Raw genomic sequence first — 13817 nt, 5'->3', positions numbered from 1 at the left:
GGGCCCAAAGGGCGCGTCAGGTAGGCGCGCTACTTCTTCTCGGAGGAGGACTGGTCCTCCTCGATCAGGCGCAGCAATTCATCCGGAATCGGCTCGCGCGCCACGGTGTCGTAAAGCTGGTGCAGCCCACGCCGCAGCCAGACATCGAAGGCCTGGTCCACCTCCTTGCCCTCCTGCTCGATACCGGGCTTCGCCGGGGTGTTCGCACGTTTCTTTTCGGTCTTGCCCATCATCCCGGCCGCCAAGGACGGGCTGGTGGCGTGCCGTTCCAGCAACGCCACCCCACTCCGTGTCATTACACTATACCACAGAGCGGATTTCGCCAACGGCCGTATCGGTCCGGTCGCGTTGCGCACCGGAGCGCAGCTCGCCGGCCGACTGGTCCTCGCCCATCAGCCAAGCCTGGAGCTGGCGGCGGGCGCGGAAGACGCGGCTCTTCGCGGTGCCGACGGCGCAGCCGGTGGCCTGGGCAACCTCCTCATAGGAGAGGCCCTGGAGGACCACCATGAACAGCGCTTCGCGTTGATCGGAGGGCAGGCGGCCGAGGGCGCGGCTCAGCTCCTTGAGGACGAGGCGGTCCTCATGCGCGCCGCTGACGGCGAAGGCAGACATCGGCAGATCCTCGATGTCGGTCGTCTCGCGCTGCTTGCGGAGCGTGGAGATGAAGCGGTTGCGCAGAATGCGATGCATCCAGGCCGCGAAATTGGTGCCGGGGGTAAAGCTGTCCTTGGCGGCCAGGGCATTGGCGACGGCGTCCTGCACCAGATCCTCCGCGGCGGCCCGGTTACGCGTCAGCGCCAGGGCCTGGACCCGCAGCTTCGGCAGCAGGGCGACCAGCTGGCCATGGAACTCGGCAGCGGTGCTGACGGCGTGGGCGGGCTTCGCAGTGGTTTCTGTGTGTCCGTCCATAGTCGTCCGGTCCCTCTTGGTTCGTCTGATAAGGAGTGACCGGCAGGAGCGGATGGATGCATCACGCGCGCGTCAGAGCATCACAGGATCGGGAGGTTGTTTTTCGAGCGCGTCGGCGAGCAATCGGCGAGCACGGGAGACGCGAGCCTTCATGGTGCCGAGCGGCACGGCACAGATCTCGGCGGCTTCCTGGTGCGACAGGCCCTGGGCACCCACCAGGATCACCGCTTCGCGCAGCAGCGGCGGCAGATCGCGCAGTGCCCGCGTCAGGTCGCGCATGCGGCCGGGGACTTCCTGCTCGGCGGGAGCCTCCTGCTCTTCCGGCATGGTTTCGGCAAGCCGGCGTTCGCGGCGGCGCGAGCGAAGCTGCTCATGGAAAGTGTTGCGGATGACGGCGAGGCACCAGGCGCGAAGATCCACGCCCTCCGACCTGCCGTCGAGCGATCGCAGGGTGCGCAGCACCGCCTCCTGTACCAGATCGTCTGCCTCGGTGCGCGAGCCCGAGAGGTACCGGGCGAAAGCCCGGAGTTCGGGCAACAATTGCGCGAGCGCTGTCCGCAACCCGCGATCCATGGCTTGTTCGGTCACGACATGCTCAATATCACCCCCTTAGGGGTGCGATAAGGATATCCATCGCCTGTGCAGGATGAGAAAGGCATGAGTGCCATCGACCGGGCGGGAATGATCAAGGCGTTGCCCTATGCGCGCCGCTATGCCCGCGCGCTGACCGGAACCCAGGCTCAGGGTGACGCAATGGTGGCGGATGCGCTGCGCAAGGTGATGACGCAGCAATTCCCCGAGGAAATGACGCCGCGTACCATATTGTACGGCGCGGTCGGCGACGCCGTCCGCGCCGTGGACTCCGGACCAAGGATCGATCCCGCCGGGCTGACCTTGCAGCAGCGCATGCTGCTGTTGCTGACCGCGCTGGAGGAGCAGCCCTTGACCGCCGCGGCCGCAGCTTGCCGCATCGCCCCCGCCGAGGCGGAGGCGGAGTTGCTCGTAGCCCGCGACGGGCTGCGCACCGGCGTCACCGCCCGGGTGCTTATCATCGAGGACGAGCCGATCATCGCCCTTGACATCCAGGAGTTGGTGGAGCGCTGCGGCCACAGCGTCGTCGGCATCGCCGCGACAGAAACCGAGGCGGTGGAGTTGGCGCGGGCGGAGCGGCCGGGGCTGGTGCTGGCCGATATCAACCTTGGCGCCGGTGGCGACGGGGCGAGCGCGGTCGCCCGCATCTTGCGCGACCTGACGGCGCCGGTGATCTTCGTCACCGCCTATCCGGAGCGGCTGCTGACCGGCGAGGCGGTGGAGCCGGCTTTCGTCATCACCAAGCCGTTCGACCCGACGACGCTGGCTGTCGCCACTTACCAAGCGGTGACGCGCGGCGTGCGGCCGGTTTGAAGCGTCACTAAAGATCGCTTCACTGGGGCGGGTGGTCCCTCGAACCCAAGGTTCCGCACCGCCTTCCGCGGCAAGGCTGCGGTAGAGCGTCAGGAAATGGCCGGTTTTGAGCGGGTTTGATGTGACACAGGTTCGTTAACTGGGACGCTCGTTAGGCTTAGGCAACCGAGCAGAGGTGGCAGCGTTTTGCCGGCACACCCTGCGGAGGATGCCATGCTCTACTGGACCTTGATCTTCCTTGTTGTCGCCCTTGTCGCTGGGTTGTTCGGTTTCGGCGGCATCGCCTCGGCCTCGGCTGGCATTGCCAAAATCCTTTTCACCATCTTCATCGTGCTGTTCCTCGTCTCCCTGATTTTTGGAGTCATCCGCGGCGCATGAAGCTCGGGAGGCGCGGCCTGATCGCTGTTCTGGCCGCCGCGCCCTCGGGTGGCGCGGCGCGGGCGCAGACCGTAGCGGGCCGGCGGGGCGAGCCGGATCTCTGGTTCGATCCGACCCAGCTTCCCTCCTTTACCGGCACCGTCGAGCGATATCTGCCCAATCCGCGCGGCGAGGTGGATGGGTTGATCTTCAAAGAGGGCCCGCAGGTGGTCTTCCCGCCCGATGTGGCGGAAGCGGTGCGGCGGGACGCGCCTACCGGGAAATCCGTCATCATCTGGGGCATCCGGGCGCGGCGCGCCCCGGTTATCACCATGCTGGCCTTCGCCCCGAGTTCGGATGCGACGCCCGTGGTGGTGGACCGCTTCTACTGGCGCCTCGGCGGGCGGGCGGCGCAGGAGGGCAGCGCGTCGCTCCGTCTCTCCGGCACGGTCAAGCAGCCCTACTATACTCCGCAGGGTGACGTGGCGGGCGCGATCCTGGAGGATGGCAGTGTCGTACTGGTGCCGGCCGCCGCCGTGGACAGCGTGCAGGACATCTTGAAACCGGGGCAGGCGCTGGCTGCCTCCGGACCGGGGCGGGAAGGGCCCGATGGACGCGCGCTTCTCGCCCAGCAGCTCGGCCCGGCACCCGATGCGCTGCAGCCCCTCCCCGGCTTGCAGCGCTGACCATGTCCGATGATGACGACCGCCGGGAGGATGGCGGCAAGCCCGGTTTCATGGCCAGCTTCTGGCGGCTCACCTCGCAATACTACAGGGGGGAGGAGCGGCGGCGGGCCTGGTGGCTGACCGCCGGCGTGCTGGGGCTGACGCTGCTGCAAATCGCCGTGCAGGTGCGGTTCAACATCTGGAACCGGGACTTTTTCAACGCCCTCGAGTCACGCGACCGCGATGCCTTCTTTGGCCAGCTCGGCCTGTTCATGGCGCTCACCATCGGCAGCATGGTGACGGCGGTCTTCCAGCTTTACATGCGGCAGATGCTGCAACTCCACTGGCGGGAGTGGCTGGTGAAGCGGTTGCAGCACCGCTGGCTGGAGGGCGGGCGGCACTACCGCATCAATTTCCTGCCGGATGCCGCGGACAATCCGGACCAGCGGATCAGCGAGAACACGCGCTGGGCGACGGCGATCGCGGTCGACATGGCGGTGGGGCTGGTCAGCTCCGTGCTGATGCTGGTTTCCTTCGTCGGCATCCTGTGGACCTTGTCCGGGCCTCTGCATGTCGCGCTCGGCAGCAGCGAGTTCGAGATCCCCGGCTACATGGTCTTCGCGGCGCTGCTCTATGCGGGCATCGGCTCGGCGCTGACCTGGTTCATCGGACGGCCGATGGTCGAGGCCAATATCCGGCGGAACGAGGCGGAGAGCGACCATCGCTTCGCCCTGGTGCGGCTGCGCGAGAGCAGCGAGGGCATCGCGCTGATCGGCGGCGAAGCGGATGAGGAGCGCGGCTTGCACCGCGCCTTCGGCCAGGTGGCGCGATCCATGCTCGACCTGATGCGGAGCGAGCGGCGGCTGATGTGGCTGACCTCGGCCTATGGGATGCTGCTGACGGTCTTCCCCGTGCTGGTGGCGAGCCCGCGCTATTTCGCGGGTGCCATCACGCTGGGGGTGCTGATGCAAATCTCTTCCGCCTTCGGGCAGGTGACGAGCAGCCTCAACTGGTTCGTCGACAACTTCCCGCGCCTGGCCGATTGGCGCAGCCACGTGGCGCGCGTGGTGGAGCTGGAGGAGACGCTGGACGGGGCCGATGTCAGCGAGTCGGATGCCGTGATCGAGATCGAGGAGGGGCCGGATGAGGATGGGCGGGAGGTGCTGGCCTTCCGCGACCTTCAGATCGCCCAGGTCGATGGAACGCTGGTGATCGAGGAGGCGAATGCCGAGATCGCTCCTGGCGAGCGGGTACTGATCCTCGGCGAGAGCGGCAGCGGGAAGTCGACGCTGTTCCGGGCGATCGCAGGCCTGTGGCCCTGGGGATCGGGTGCGATCCGGATTCCTCGCCGAAAGTCGATGATGTTCATGCCGCAGCGACCCTATCTGCCGCTCGGCACGCTGCATGCGGCGCTGACCTATCCGGCGCCGGCCGAGGAATTCCCGCGCGAGGCGGTGCAGGCGGCGCTTGAGCGCTGCGCGCTGGAAGGGCTGGTGCCGCGGCTGGATGAAGAGGAACGCTGGGACCGCATCCTCTCCCTCGGCGAGCAGCAACGCCTGGCCTTCGCCCGGCTGCTGCTGCACCGGCCGGGCTGGGTCTTCATGGATGAGGCGACGGCGGCGCTCGACGAGGCGAACCAGGATGCCATGATGCGGATGTTCGGCGAGGAACTGGCCGGAAGCGCGCTGGTGTCGATCGGGCATCGGCCGGGGCTCGACGCCTATCACGACCGCACGCTGAAACTGGCTCCGGGGACGGAAGGGGCCCGGCTGGGGCGGCGCCGCCCGCGCCGCAAGACGAGTCAGCGCAACCCGATACGGCGCCTCTTCCGCCGTAAGTCTTCCAAGGCCGGCGAGCCCAATTGAAGAGGGGCCCGAGTGGGCCCCTTGATGATGCGGCCACCCGATGGTGGCTGGGACGAGGCGGGGATGCGCTGGGTGGCGCAGTCCCCGCTAAGCCTTCAGCGCCAGGCCGGCCGGCCGAGATTGACATTCCGCCCGCTGGTGAGCGCGCCACCCGCGGCGCCCGCCGCACCGCCGATCAACGCGCCGGTGCCGACGCCGCCGCCGGTCAGCGCGGCAACGCCCGCGCCAGCGCCCGCGCCGAGCAGGCCGCCGGAGACGGCCCGGTCGCCGGTGCGGTAGCCGCAGGCGCCGAGAGCGAGGGTAGCCAGGAGGAGGATGGCTGCTTTCCGCATGATTTGGATCTCCCGTGTTTCCAGGGCCACAACGCGTGACGTTCCGCTTGGGTTGCGGTCTGCCCCGGTCGCAGCCCCGTGGGCCGCGGAGAGGATGCTTGAGTGGCGCGCGCCGGGGCGGTAAGGGCACGGCATCCGCTACACCTCGCGGACCGGTGATTTCGGATCCGAACATAACCTTCTGGTTGACGGGCTGGATGGCCGGTAGCGCGATCAGGAAGGTTGCCTTCGCATGTTCTCTCGCCTGTTCGGCTTCCTTTCCGCCGACATGGCCATCGACCTCGGGACCGCGAATACGCTGGTCTATGTGAAGGGTCGGGGCATCGTGCTGAACGAGCCGAGCGTTGTCGCCATCGCCGATTTCCGTGGCCGCAAGCAGGTGCTGGCGGTGGGCGAGGAGGCGAAAATGATGCTGGGGCGCACCCCCGGCAACATCGCCGCCATCCGGCCGCTGCGCGACGGCGTTATTGCCGACTTCGAGGTGGCGGAGGAGATGATCAAGCATTTCATCCGTAAGGTGCACAACCGGCGGAGTTTCGCCTCGCCACTGATTATCGTCTGTGTGCCTTCGGGCAGCACGGCGGTGGAGCGGCGGGCGATCCAGGAGAGTGCCGAGAGCGCGGGCGCCCGACGCGTGCTGCTAATCGAGGAGCCGATGGCGGCGGCGATCGGCGCCGGGCTGCCGGTGACGGAGCCCTCCGGCTCCATGGTGGTCGATATCGGCGGCGGCACGACGGAAGTCGCGGTCATCTCGCTTGGCGGCATTGTCTATGCGCGGAGCGTGCGCGTCGGCGGCGACAAGATGGACGAGGCGATCATTTCGTACATCCGCCGGCAGTTCAACCTGCTGATCGGCGAGAGCAGCTCCGAGCGGATCAAGATGGGGATCGGCGCCGCGGCGATGCCGGACCATGGCGAGGACGGGCCGGTCACCGAGGTGAAGGGGCGCGACCTGATGAACGGCGTGCCGCGCGAGGTCTATGTCTCGCAGCGGCAGATCGCCGAGAGCCTGGCGGAGCCGGTGACGGCGATCGTCGAGGCGGTGAAGGTGGCGCTGGAGAACACCCCGCCCGAGCTGGCGGCCGATATCGTGGACAAGGGCATCGTTCTCACCGGGGGCGGGGCGCTGCTGCACCGGCTGGACGAGGTGCTGCGGGCCTCGACGGGCCTGCCCGTGGTTGTGGCGGAGGAGCCGTTGTCCTGCGTCGCCCTCGGCACCGGCCGGGCGCTGGAGGAGACGAAGAGACTCCGCCAGGTGTTGAGTTCGATGTATTGATGACCAATTAGTTTCCGCGAGTAGCCCGGCTCAACCCAGGGGCTCCAGGAGGCGGCGTGATCCGGCTCAGCATTCCGCTTCGGCAGGCCCTGTCCCGCTTGTCCCTGCCCGTGCTGATCGCACTGGCCTTCGGGACCATGTTGCTGGGCAAGGCTGACGCACTGCTGGCGGAACGGGCGCGGATGGTGCTGGCCGATGCCCTGGCACCGATCTGGGCCACCTTGCAGCAGCCGGTGGCCTCGGTGCGGGGGGCGGTGCAGGAGGCCGAATTCCTGCTCAACCTGCGAGCGGAGAATGCCCAGCTGCGCGAGGAGAACGAGCGGCTGCGGCGCTGGCAGGCGACAGCACTGGCGCTTGAGGCCGAGAATGTGGTGTTGCAGCGGCAGCTCCGTTTCGTGCCCGAGGCGGCGCCGGCGTTCCAGACCGTGCGCGTCGTCGCCGATGGTGGCGGAATCTATGCGCGGGCGGTGCTGCTTGGCATCAGGCCCAATCATGGCGTCAGGAAGGGGCAGATTGCCCTCGACGAGCGCGGGCTGGTCGGGCGGGTGACCGAGGTAGGCCTGCGCTCCGCGCGCGTCCTGCTGGCGACCGACATGAACAGCCGCATCCCCGTAGTGCTGGAGGGCAGCCGGGCGCGGGCGATGATGGTCGGCACCAACGGCGCCCGGCCGCGCCTGCAACACTGGCCGGAGGGTTCGGCGCCAGAGGATGGCGAGCGCATCGTCACCAGCGCCGAGGCGGGGGCCTTCCCGGCCGGTCTGCCGGTCGGCATCGTCCGCCGCAGCGAGGGCGGGGCGCCGGAGGTCGAGCTCTTCGCTCGGTTGGATCGGTTGGATGTGGTGCGGCTCTTCGATTACGGGCTGGGTGGCATCCTGCCGCCGGAAGCCGTGGCGCGGCCCGAGCCGCGGCCCAGGCGGTAGCGCGCCATGAGAGGGCGCCCAGTCCCTGCCATGGGGTTGCTGCGCCAGATCGACGCGGTGGCCCGGGCCGCCTTTCCGACGGGCCTGACCGCCCTGCTGATGGTGCTGGCGGCGGTGCCGGTCGGGCTGCCCGGCCTGCTGCCGGCGGTGGCGCTGCCCTGCATCGTCTTCTGGTCGGTGTTTCGCCCGGCCGCCCTGCCGCCGCTGGCGGTGTTCGGGCTGGGGCTGCTGGGGGACCTGCTGAGCTTCGCCCCGGTCGGCTCCGGCGTGCTGACCCTGCTGGTGGTGACGGGGCTGGTGACGCGGTGGCGGCGCTTCCTGGTGAAGCAGTCCTTCCTCGCCGTCTGGCTGGCCTATTGCGGGGTGGCGCTGGGGGCGGCGGCGCTGGAATGGCTGCTGCAAGTGGTGCTGGGGTGGCGCGTGTTGCCAGTGGCTCCGGGGTTGTATCAGGTGATGCTGAGCGCGGGGCTCTACCCGGGCCTCGCCTGGATCATGAGCCGCATCCATGAGGCGATGAGTCGCGCGGAGAGCGCGCCATGACTCTTTGGCGCAGGGCGGAGCGGGGGCTCGGCAGCGGCAAGCCGGGCGGGTCCGGCTTCAAGGGCGTGCGCAAGGAAGAGGAGCGCCGCAGGGGCGTCTTTACCCGCCGGGCGCTGCTGCTCGGGGTGGGGCAGCTCGGGCTGTTCGGCTTCCTCGGCAGCCGGCTCTACCGGCTGCAATCGGAGGAGGGTGACCGCTATGCGACCCTCGCCGAAGAGAACCGCGTCTCCGCTCGGCTGATCCCGCCGCCGCGCGGGCGCATCCTCGACCGCAACGGGCAGGTGGTGGCGGGGAACCAGCTGAACTGGCGGGCCCTGCTGGTCGCCGAGCAGACCCAGGATGTGGGGGCGACCCTCGACACCTTCTCGCGGATCGTGCCGCTGACCGAGCAGGAGCGGGCGCGGATCGAGCGTGAACTGCGGCGGCGGCGGCGCTTCGTGCCGGTCGCGGTGCGGGAATTCCTCAGCTGGGAGGACATGGCGCGGATCGAGGTGAATGCGCCGGACCTGCCGGGCATTCTGATCGATGTCGGTACCACGCGGCTCTACCCGGAGGGGGAGCATCTGTCGCATCTCGTCGGCTATGTGGCGCCGCCGGCCGAGCGGGACATGGATGGCGACCCGCTGCTGGAGCTGCCGGGCATCCGCGTCGGCCGGGCGGGGATCGAGCGGTATCACGACCTGCTGCTGCGCGGGCGGGCGGGGGCGGTGCAGCTCGAGGTCAACGCCGTCGGGCGGGTGATCCGCGAGCTGGACCGGCGGGAGGGCGTGCCGGGGCAGGATGTGCAGATCTCGGTCGATGCCGAGCTGCAGAAGGCGCTGCGCGGCAGGATCGAGGAAGGCACCAGCATCGTCGTCATGGATGCGCGGAACGGCGAGGTGCTGGCCATGGCCTCGCAGCCCTCCTTCGACCCGAATGTGTTCAACGCCGGCGTCTCGGCCGCGCAATGGCGGCAATGGACGTCGAACCGGGCGACGCCGCTGATCAACAAGGCGACCAACGGGCTCTATGCGCCGGGCTCCACCTTCAAGATGATCGTCGGACTCGCCGGGCTGGAGGCGCGGGTGGTGACGCCGGGCGACCGGGTCTTCTGCCCCGGCCATATGGATCTCGGTGATACGCGCTTCCATTGCTGGCAGCGGCACGGGCATGGCTCGCTCGACCTGCGGGGCGCCATCAAGCTGTCCTGCGACGTCTATTTCTACGAGGTGGCGAAACGCACCGGCATCGACCGGATTGCCGCCATGGCTAACCGCTTCGGGCTCGGGACGGAGCTGGACATCGAACTACCAGGGACGAAGAGGGGGCTGGTGCCGACGCGGGCCTGGCGTCAGGCGCAGGGCAAGCCGTGGAACCTCGGCGATACCGTCGTGCATGGCATCGGCCAGGGCTTCTACCAACTGACGCCTTTGCAGCTTGCCACCATGACGGCGCGGCTGGCGACGGGGCGGGCGGTGCAGCCGCACCTCACCCGGATGATCGGCGGCAGGGCGGGGCGGCAAGGCGGAGGAGTGGCCGAGCCTCGGCATCCCGGAGCGGGATCTGAAGCTCATGCGCGAGGGGATGTGGGCCGTCGTCAACGAGCCGGGGGGCACGGGGCTCGGCGCTAGGCTGCCGGCGGCGCTCGGGGTGATGGCGGGGAAGACCGGCTCCGTCCAGGTGCGGCGCGTCAGCCGCGAGCAGCGGGAGCGCGGCTTCAAGGCGGAGAACCAGCCGCGGGAATGGCGGCCGCATGCGCTCTTCGTCGCCTTCGCTCCTTATGAGAACCCGCTCTATGCCGTCAGCGTGGTGGTGGAGCATGGCATGAGCGGCGCCGGGGCCGCGGCGCCGCTGGCCCGCGACGCCATGGTGGAGGTGTTCAACCGGCTGCGCCCGGCACCCGGCCAGCGCGTGGCCGAGGTGGGGCGATGAGCGTCACCTACGAGCGGCGCTTGTTGACGCGGGACCGCGGCGTCGGACTGTTGCAGAAGCTTTGGTTCATCCCCTGGAGCTTCGTGCTGCTGCTCTGCGCCATCGCGGCCGTCGGCTACGTGGCACTCTATTCGGCCGGCGGTGGGTCGGCGGAGCCCTATGCGGCGAAGCATGCGCTGCGCTTCGGCTTTGGCCTTGTGCTGATGCTCTCCATCGCGATGGTTGATATCCGCTTCGTCGCGCGGCTGGCCTGGCTCGGCTACGCGGTGGGGATCGCACTGCTGGTGCTGGTGCTGGTGCACGGCAATGTGGGGAAGGGAGCGCAGCGCTGGATCGATATCGGGCCCTTGCAGCTCCAGCCCTCGGAGCTGATGAAGATCATGCTGGTGCTCGGCCTCGCCGCCTGGTTCCAGCGGGCGAGCTGGGAGCGGATGGGCAACCTGCTTTTTCTGATTCCGCCGGGAGTGGCGGTGCTGTTGCCGGTCGGGCTGGTCCTGAAGCAGCCCAATCTGGGAACGGCGCTCATCACCGGCATGGTTGGGGCAGCGGTGTTCTTCGCCGCCGGGATGCGCTGGTGGAAATTTGCACTGGCCGCCGGCGGCGTCGCGGTGGCGGCACCGATCGCCTATGATCACCTGCATGACTATCAGCGGGCGCGGATCACCACCTTCCTCGACCCGGCGAGCGACCCACTGGGGGCGGGGTATAACATCATCCAGTCGAAGATCGCGCTCGGCTCGGGTGGGCTCTGGGGCAAGGGCTTCCTGCAGGGGACGCAGGGGCATCTGAATTTCCTCCCCGAGAAGCAGACCGACTTCATCTTTACGATGATCGCCGAAGAATTCGGCCTGGTCGGGGCGCTGGCGGTGCTCGGGCTGCTCTCGCTGGTGCTGGTCTTCTGCTTCACGGTCGCGCTGCGCTGCCGGCATCAGTTCGGCCGACTGATCGCGGTGGGGCTCGGGACCAACTTCTTCCTCTACGTCTTTGTGAACGTAGCGATGGTAACGGGCTCCATTCCCGTCGGCGGGGTGCCGCTGCCGCTGATCTCCCATGGCGGCTCGGCCATGCTGACGACCATGCTGGGCTTCGGGTTGTTGCTGTCGGTCTATGTCCATCGGAATGCGGAATTCGGTCCGGCACGCGATTGAGCGCGGATAAGGGCTAGACAAAGCCGCAGCGCTCGTTAGAAAGCGCCTCCCGGTGGGGCGCCTAGCTCAGTTGGTAGAGCAGCTGACTCTTAATCAGCGGGTCATAGGTTCGAATCCTATGGCGCCCACCATTCCCTCCCTTCGCAACCATTCATCGCATCGATAATGGCTATCTGTCCTCTGTCTTGGACCAGGGGCAGGCCTGCACGCATCTTCCCCTGCATCACCGGTTTGGCGGTGGCGTGGCGGAGGAGGTTTTCCGATGAGGCATCGTGGCGTGCTTGGCCCGTTGCTTGCGGTGGGCGTGGTGGCGCTGTCCTCGAGCCTCGTGCCGGGGCCGGTCAACCGCGACGAGGCCTTGCGGCTTGAGCGGAGCATCCCAAGCCCAGCCGCTGAAGATAGCGCCACGTTCCGCAGAGCCGAGGCATGGCTCGAAGCGGTGGGGCGAGCTGCACGACGGTAGGGATGCGGGCGGAAGTCTTTTCTTTCAATATATTACATTGAATTGCTATGGATCGATGCCGCTGATTGGCGTTACCATGCTGCATCGCAGCAAGGCTATTCAGGATGACCACACAGACCGTCTTCTCCGACGCGTCACTCGCCGCCGCGGACCGGCGCGAGACAGGGCATACGCCCGCCACCGAAGCCGCCCGGGTGGAGCGCACCTTCCTGGTCACGGTCGGTCTGCTGGCCGGGCTGGAGGTTGGCCTGCTCGCCTTCTGGCTGATTGGCTAAAAGGGCGCCCCCGCCACGCCGTTGAGTTGGTCTGCGCCGAGCGTTTTGCGAAGCAGGTCAATCCCGACGTCGTGTGGCACAACCCACGCCTTCGGCTTTCAGTTCTTCCGGGCGAGTCTGGCGGCGAAGCGGTCCTGCAGGCGGCGGCGCTTCTGGTGCAGGAAGGCATATTGGCTCAGGCGACGGATGACGACCGGCGCGAGAAGCAGCCCTGCGATCACGAGGCCGCATACCCAAATCCAGTCGTTCCCGCTCACCATGCGATCCTTCTGCTGGTTCAGCCAGCGCCTGTCACTGGCCAGGATCTAGGGGGAAATGACCTGCGGCGCTAACCACAGGTGCGGTAGCGGGCCGAAGGCACGGAGACGTGTAGGCGTCTTCGCTCGATGCCGTGTTTGCGGCATGAGCTTTGCAGAAGCAAAGCGAGCCGGGGTCAGGTCGGCTTGCAGAAGCCGCTCCAGACTGTTGTTTGGCCAAGCAATGACTTGCCTGACCAAAGCCTGTTTTAGCGAGGGCTGTATGACCGCTTCACGCCGTACGCTTCTGGGCGCCTTGCCGTTGCTGACCGCGCCGTTCCTCACGCAAGCCCAATCCGGACCCTGGCCGAACCGGCCGGTGCGGCTGATCATCCCTTTCCCGCCCGGGGCCTCAACCGATGCAGTGGGGCGGACGACGGCGGCGGTGATTGGGACGCGCATCGGCCAGCCGGTAGTCGCCGAGAACAGGGCCGGGGCGGGTGGCAACATCGGCGCCGAAGCCGCGGCGAAGTCCGATCCGGATGGCTACACGTTGCTCATCGCTACCATCAGCGCGGCGGTGATGGGGCCGCACCTGTATGCCAGGCTCGGCTACGATCCGATGAAGGATCTGGTGCCGGTGGCGCGCACCTGCCACACGCCGAACTGCATCGTCGCCCGGCCGGACCTGCCGGTCGGCACCTTGCGGGAGGCGCTGGACCTCGCCCGGCGGCAGCCGCTGACCTATGGCAGCCCGGGCAACGGCACCTCCGGCCACCTGATCGCGGAGTCGCTGAACCATGCGGCTGGCACCAGCATGCAGCAGGTGCCCTACCGCGGCACCGGGCCCTTGCTGGCCGATCTGCTCGCCGGACGGCTCGACCTCGCCTGCGACAACCTGCCTGCCTACGTGCAGCAGGCGCGCGAGGGCAAGCTGAAGCTGCTGGCGGTGACGAGCGTGGAGCGCTGGTATTCCGCGCCCGAGGTGCCGACCGTCGCCGAAGCGGCCGGGTTGCCTGGTTTCGCCGCCATGATCTGGTGGGGCGTGCAGGCTCCGGCCGGGACGCCAGCGCCGATTCTTGAGCGGGTGGCGACGGCGGTGCTGGAAGGCTTCGCCACACCCGAGATCCGCGAGCGGCTGCGGAGCTACAGCATCGAGCCGGCGCCGCTCGGCGGGGCTGAATTCGGCCGCTTCGTCGAGACCGAGTACCGACGCTGGGGCGACGTCGTCCGGGATGCAAAAATCCGGCTGGACTGAAACCCCCGACCCAGCGCGTCAGGCGTCGAGCAGCAGGACGATCTGGCCCTCCTGCACCTCGTCGCCCTCGGCGACGAGAATGGATTTCACCGTGCCGGCGCGTGGCGCCTCGACCGGAATCTCCATCTTCATCGACTCGAGGATCATCAGCACGTCACCCTCCGCGACCTGCTGCCCTGGCGATGCCTCGATCTTCCAGACGGCGGCTGTGAGTTCGACGGGTACGCGCAATTCGGCCATGCAATCCTCCCCCACGAT

General features: G+C 68.1%; 16 protein-coding genes, 1 tRNA gene and 1 pseudogene. 12 read left to right on the top strand and 6 right to left on the bottom strand.

Going from position 1 to position 13817, the window contains the following annotated elements:
• Positions 1–29 precede the first annotated feature (29 nt).
• The 3 genes from JMJ56_RS16055 to JMJ56_RS16045 form a co-directional block, all read right to left on the bottom strand.
• The gene (locus JMJ56_RS16055) at positions 30–230 is read right to left on the bottom strand and encodes a NepR family anti-sigma factor (RefSeq protein ID WP_157033526.1); all 201 of its coding nucleotides are present in this window, start codon (positions 228–230) and stop codon (positions 30–32) included.
• Between the two features lie 70 nt (positions 231–300).
• Entirely contained in the window at positions 301–909 is a 609-nt protein-coding gene (locus JMJ56_RS16050; protein WP_202832778.1) for a sigma-70 family RNA polymerase sigma factor, read from the bottom strand.
• A gap of 72 nt (positions 910–981) precedes the next feature.
• Entirely contained in the window at positions 982–1497 is a 516-nt protein-coding gene (locus JMJ56_RS16045) for a sigma-70 family RNA polymerase sigma factor (RefSeq protein ID WP_328702400.1), read from the bottom strand.
• 69 nt (positions 1498–1566) lie between these two features.
• Between JMJ56_RS16045 and JMJ56_RS16040 the strand changes: the two genes are divergently transcribed.
• The 4 genes from JMJ56_RS16040 to JMJ56_RS16025 all read left to right on the top strand — a co-directional run bounded on the left by JMJ56_RS16040 (position 1567) and on the right by JMJ56_RS16025 (position 5200).
• The gene (locus JMJ56_RS16040) at positions 1567–2313 is read left to right on the top strand and encodes a PhyR family response regulator anti-anti-sigma factor (RefSeq protein WP_043365263.1); all 747 of its coding nucleotides are present in this window, start codon (positions 1567–1569) and stop codon (positions 2311–2313) included.
• Positions 2314–2526: 213 nt separating this feature from the next.
• Positions 2527–2691 carry a DUF1328 domain-containing protein gene (locus JMJ56_RS16035; protein WP_043359947.1) on the top strand — a complete coding sequence of 55 codons (165 nt, stop codon included), beginning with the start codon at positions 2527–2529 and terminating at the stop codon, positions 2689–2691.
• Entirely contained in the window at positions 2688–3356 is a 669-nt protein-coding gene (locus tag JMJ56_RS16030) for a hypothetical protein (protein ID WP_202832777.1), read from the top strand. Before JMJ56_RS16035 ends, JMJ56_RS16030 begins: the two co-directional genes overlap by 4 nt.
• A 2-nt stretch (positions 3357–3358) precedes the next feature.
• A complete protein-coding gene (locus JMJ56_RS16025) occupies positions 3359–5200 on the top strand; it encodes an ABC transporter ATP-binding protein/permease (protein WP_202832776.1) in 1842 nt (613 codons plus the stop codon).
• A 95-nt stretch (positions 5201–5295) separates the two neighbouring features.
• Here the strand turns inward: JMJ56_RS16025 and JMJ56_RS16020 are convergent, their stop codons facing one another.
• Positions 5296–5532, bottom strand: coding sequence for a hypothetical protein (locus JMJ56_RS16020; protein ID WP_202832775.1), 237 nt, complete (start codon positions 5530–5532; stop codon positions 5296–5298).
• 232 nt (positions 5533–5764) lie between these two features.
• Between JMJ56_RS16020 and JMJ56_RS16015 the strand changes: the two genes are divergently transcribed.
• The 7 genes and pseudogenes from JMJ56_RS16015 to JMJ56_RS15985 all read left to right on the top strand — a co-directional run bounded on the left by JMJ56_RS16015 (position 5765) and on the right by JMJ56_RS15985 (position 12065).
• Positions 5765–6808 (top strand): rod shape-determining protein, encoded by a 1044-nt coding sequence (locus JMJ56_RS16015; protein WP_202832774.1) that lies wholly within the window; start codon positions 5765–5767, stop codon positions 6806–6808.
• A 56-nt stretch (positions 6809–6864) separates the two neighbouring features.
• Positions 6865–7728 carry a rod shape-determining protein MreC gene (gene mreC / locus JMJ56_RS16010; protein ID WP_202832773.1) on the top strand — a complete coding sequence of 288 codons (864 nt, stop codon included), beginning with the start codon at positions 6865–6867 and terminating at the stop codon, positions 7726–7728.
• 6 nt (positions 7729–7734) lie between these two features.
• The gene (locus tag JMJ56_RS16005) at positions 7735–8268 is read left to right on the top strand and encodes a rod shape-determining protein MreD (protein WP_202832772.1); all 534 of its coding nucleotides are present in this window, start codon (positions 7735–7737) and stop codon (positions 8266–8268) included.
• A pseudogene (mrdA, locus tag JMJ56_RS16000) lies at positions 8265–10179 on the top strand (penicillin-binding protein 2). Before JMJ56_RS16005 ends, mrdA begins: the two are co-directional and overlap by 4 nt.
• Positions 10176–11327, top strand: coding sequence for a rod shape-determining protein RodA (gene rodA / locus JMJ56_RS15995; protein ID WP_202832771.1), 1152 nt, complete (start codon positions 10176–10178; stop codon positions 11325–11327). The pseudogene mrdA and the gene rodA overlap by 4 nt, the downstream one beginning before the upstream one ends.
• A 55-nt stretch (positions 11328–11382) precedes the next feature.
• A tRNA-Lys gene (locus tag JMJ56_RS15990) sits at positions 11383–11458 on the top strand.
• A gap of 436 nt (positions 11459–11894) precedes the next feature.
• Positions 11895–12065, top strand: a complete 171-nt coding sequence (locus tag JMJ56_RS15985) for a hypothetical protein (protein ID WP_202832770.1) — start codon at positions 11895–11897, stop codon at positions 12063–12065.
• 98 nt (positions 12066–12163) lie between these two features.
• On the opposite strand, the gene JMJ56_RS15980 is transcribed toward JMJ56_RS15985, so the two are convergent.
• Complete coding sequence (locus tag JMJ56_RS15980; protein WP_202832769.1) at positions 12164–12325, bottom strand: hypothetical protein; 162 nt, start codon at positions 12323–12325, stop codon at positions 12164–12166.
• A 259-nt stretch (positions 12326–12584) separates the two neighbouring features.
• Here JMJ56_RS15980 and JMJ56_RS15975 point away from each other — a divergent pair, with 259 nt between their 5' ends.
• Entirely contained in the window at positions 12585–13559 is a 975-nt protein-coding gene (locus JMJ56_RS15975; protein ID WP_202832768.1) for a Bug family tripartite tricarboxylate transporter substrate binding protein, read from the top strand.
• A gap of 18 nt (positions 13560–13577) precedes the next feature.
• Here JMJ56_RS15975 and JMJ56_RS15970 read toward each other — a convergent pair whose 3' ends face one another.
• Entirely contained in the window at positions 13578–13799 is a 222-nt protein-coding gene (locus tag JMJ56_RS15970) for a biotin/lipoyl-binding carrier protein (RefSeq protein ID WP_202832767.1), read from the bottom strand.
• Positions 13800–13817 lie beyond the last annotated feature (18 nt).

It is taken from the genome of Belnapia arida, from assembly GCF_016773205.1.
In the GTDB taxonomy this organism is placed as follows: Bacteria; Pseudomonadota; Alphaproteobacteria; order Acetobacterales; family Acetobacteraceae; genus Belnapia; species Belnapia arida.
Note: the sequence above shows the minus strand (reverse complement) of the source record. Positions and strands in the feature narration are given on the sequence as shown.

What these genes read in the sequence shown, in the direction of transcription:
- JMJ56_RS16055 (WP_157033526.1), bottom strand. Translation starts at nt 230, where the DNA reads ATGGGCAAGACCGAAAAGAAACGTGCGAACACCCCGGCGAAGCCCGGT.
- JMJ56_RS16050 (WP_202832778.1), bottom strand. Translation starts at nt 909, where the DNA reads ATGGACGGACACACAGAAACCACTGCGAAGCCCGCCCACGCCGTCAGC.
- JMJ56_RS16040 (WP_043365263.1), top strand. Translation starts at nt 1,567, where the DNA reads ATGAGTGCCATCGACCGGGCGGGAATGATCAAGGCGTTGCCCTATGCG.
- JMJ56_RS16035 (WP_043359947.1), top strand. Translation starts at nt 2,527, where the DNA reads ATGCTCTACTGGACCTTGATCTTCCTTGTTGTCGCCCTTGTCGCTGGG.
- JMJ56_RS16030 (WP_202832777.1), top strand. Translation starts at nt 2,688, where the DNA reads ATGAAGCTCGGGAGGCGCGGCCTGATCGCTGTTCTGGCCGCCGCGCCC.
- JMJ56_RS16025 (WP_202832776.1), top strand. Translation starts at nt 3,359, where the DNA reads ATGTCCGATGATGACGACCGCCGGGAGGATGGCGGCAAGCCCGGTTTC.
- JMJ56_RS16020 (WP_202832775.1), bottom strand. Translation starts at nt 5,532, where the DNA reads ATGCGGAAAGCAGCCATCCTCCTCCTGGCTACCCTCGCTCTCGGCGCC.
- JMJ56_RS16015 (WP_202832774.1), top strand. Translation starts at nt 5,765, where the DNA reads ATGTTCTCTCGCCTGTTCGGCTTCCTTTCCGCCGACATGGCCATCGAC.
- JMJ56_RS16005 (WP_202832772.1), top strand. Translation starts at nt 7,735, where the DNA reads ATGAGAGGGCGCCCAGTCCCTGCCATGGGGTTGCTGCGCCAGATCGAC.
- rodA (WP_202832771.1), top strand. Translation starts at nt 10,176, where the DNA reads ATGAGCGTCACCTACGAGCGGCGCTTGTTGACGCGGGACCGCGGCGTC.
- JMJ56_RS15985 (WP_202832770.1), top strand. Translation starts at nt 11,895, where the DNA reads ATGACCACACAGACCGTCTTCTCCGACGCGTCACTCGCCGCCGCGGAC.
- JMJ56_RS15980 (WP_202832769.1), bottom strand. Translation starts at nt 12,325, where the DNA reads ATGGTGAGCGGGAACGACTGGATTTGGGTATGCGGCCTCGTGATCGCA.
- JMJ56_RS15975 (WP_202832768.1), top strand. Translation starts at nt 12,585, where the DNA reads ATGACCGCTTCACGCCGTACGCTTCTGGGCGCCTTGCCGTTGCTGACC.
- JMJ56_RS15970 (WP_202832767.1), bottom strand. Translation starts at nt 13,799, where the DNA reads ATGGCCGAATTGCGCGTACCCGTCGAACTCACAGCCGCCGTCTGGAAG.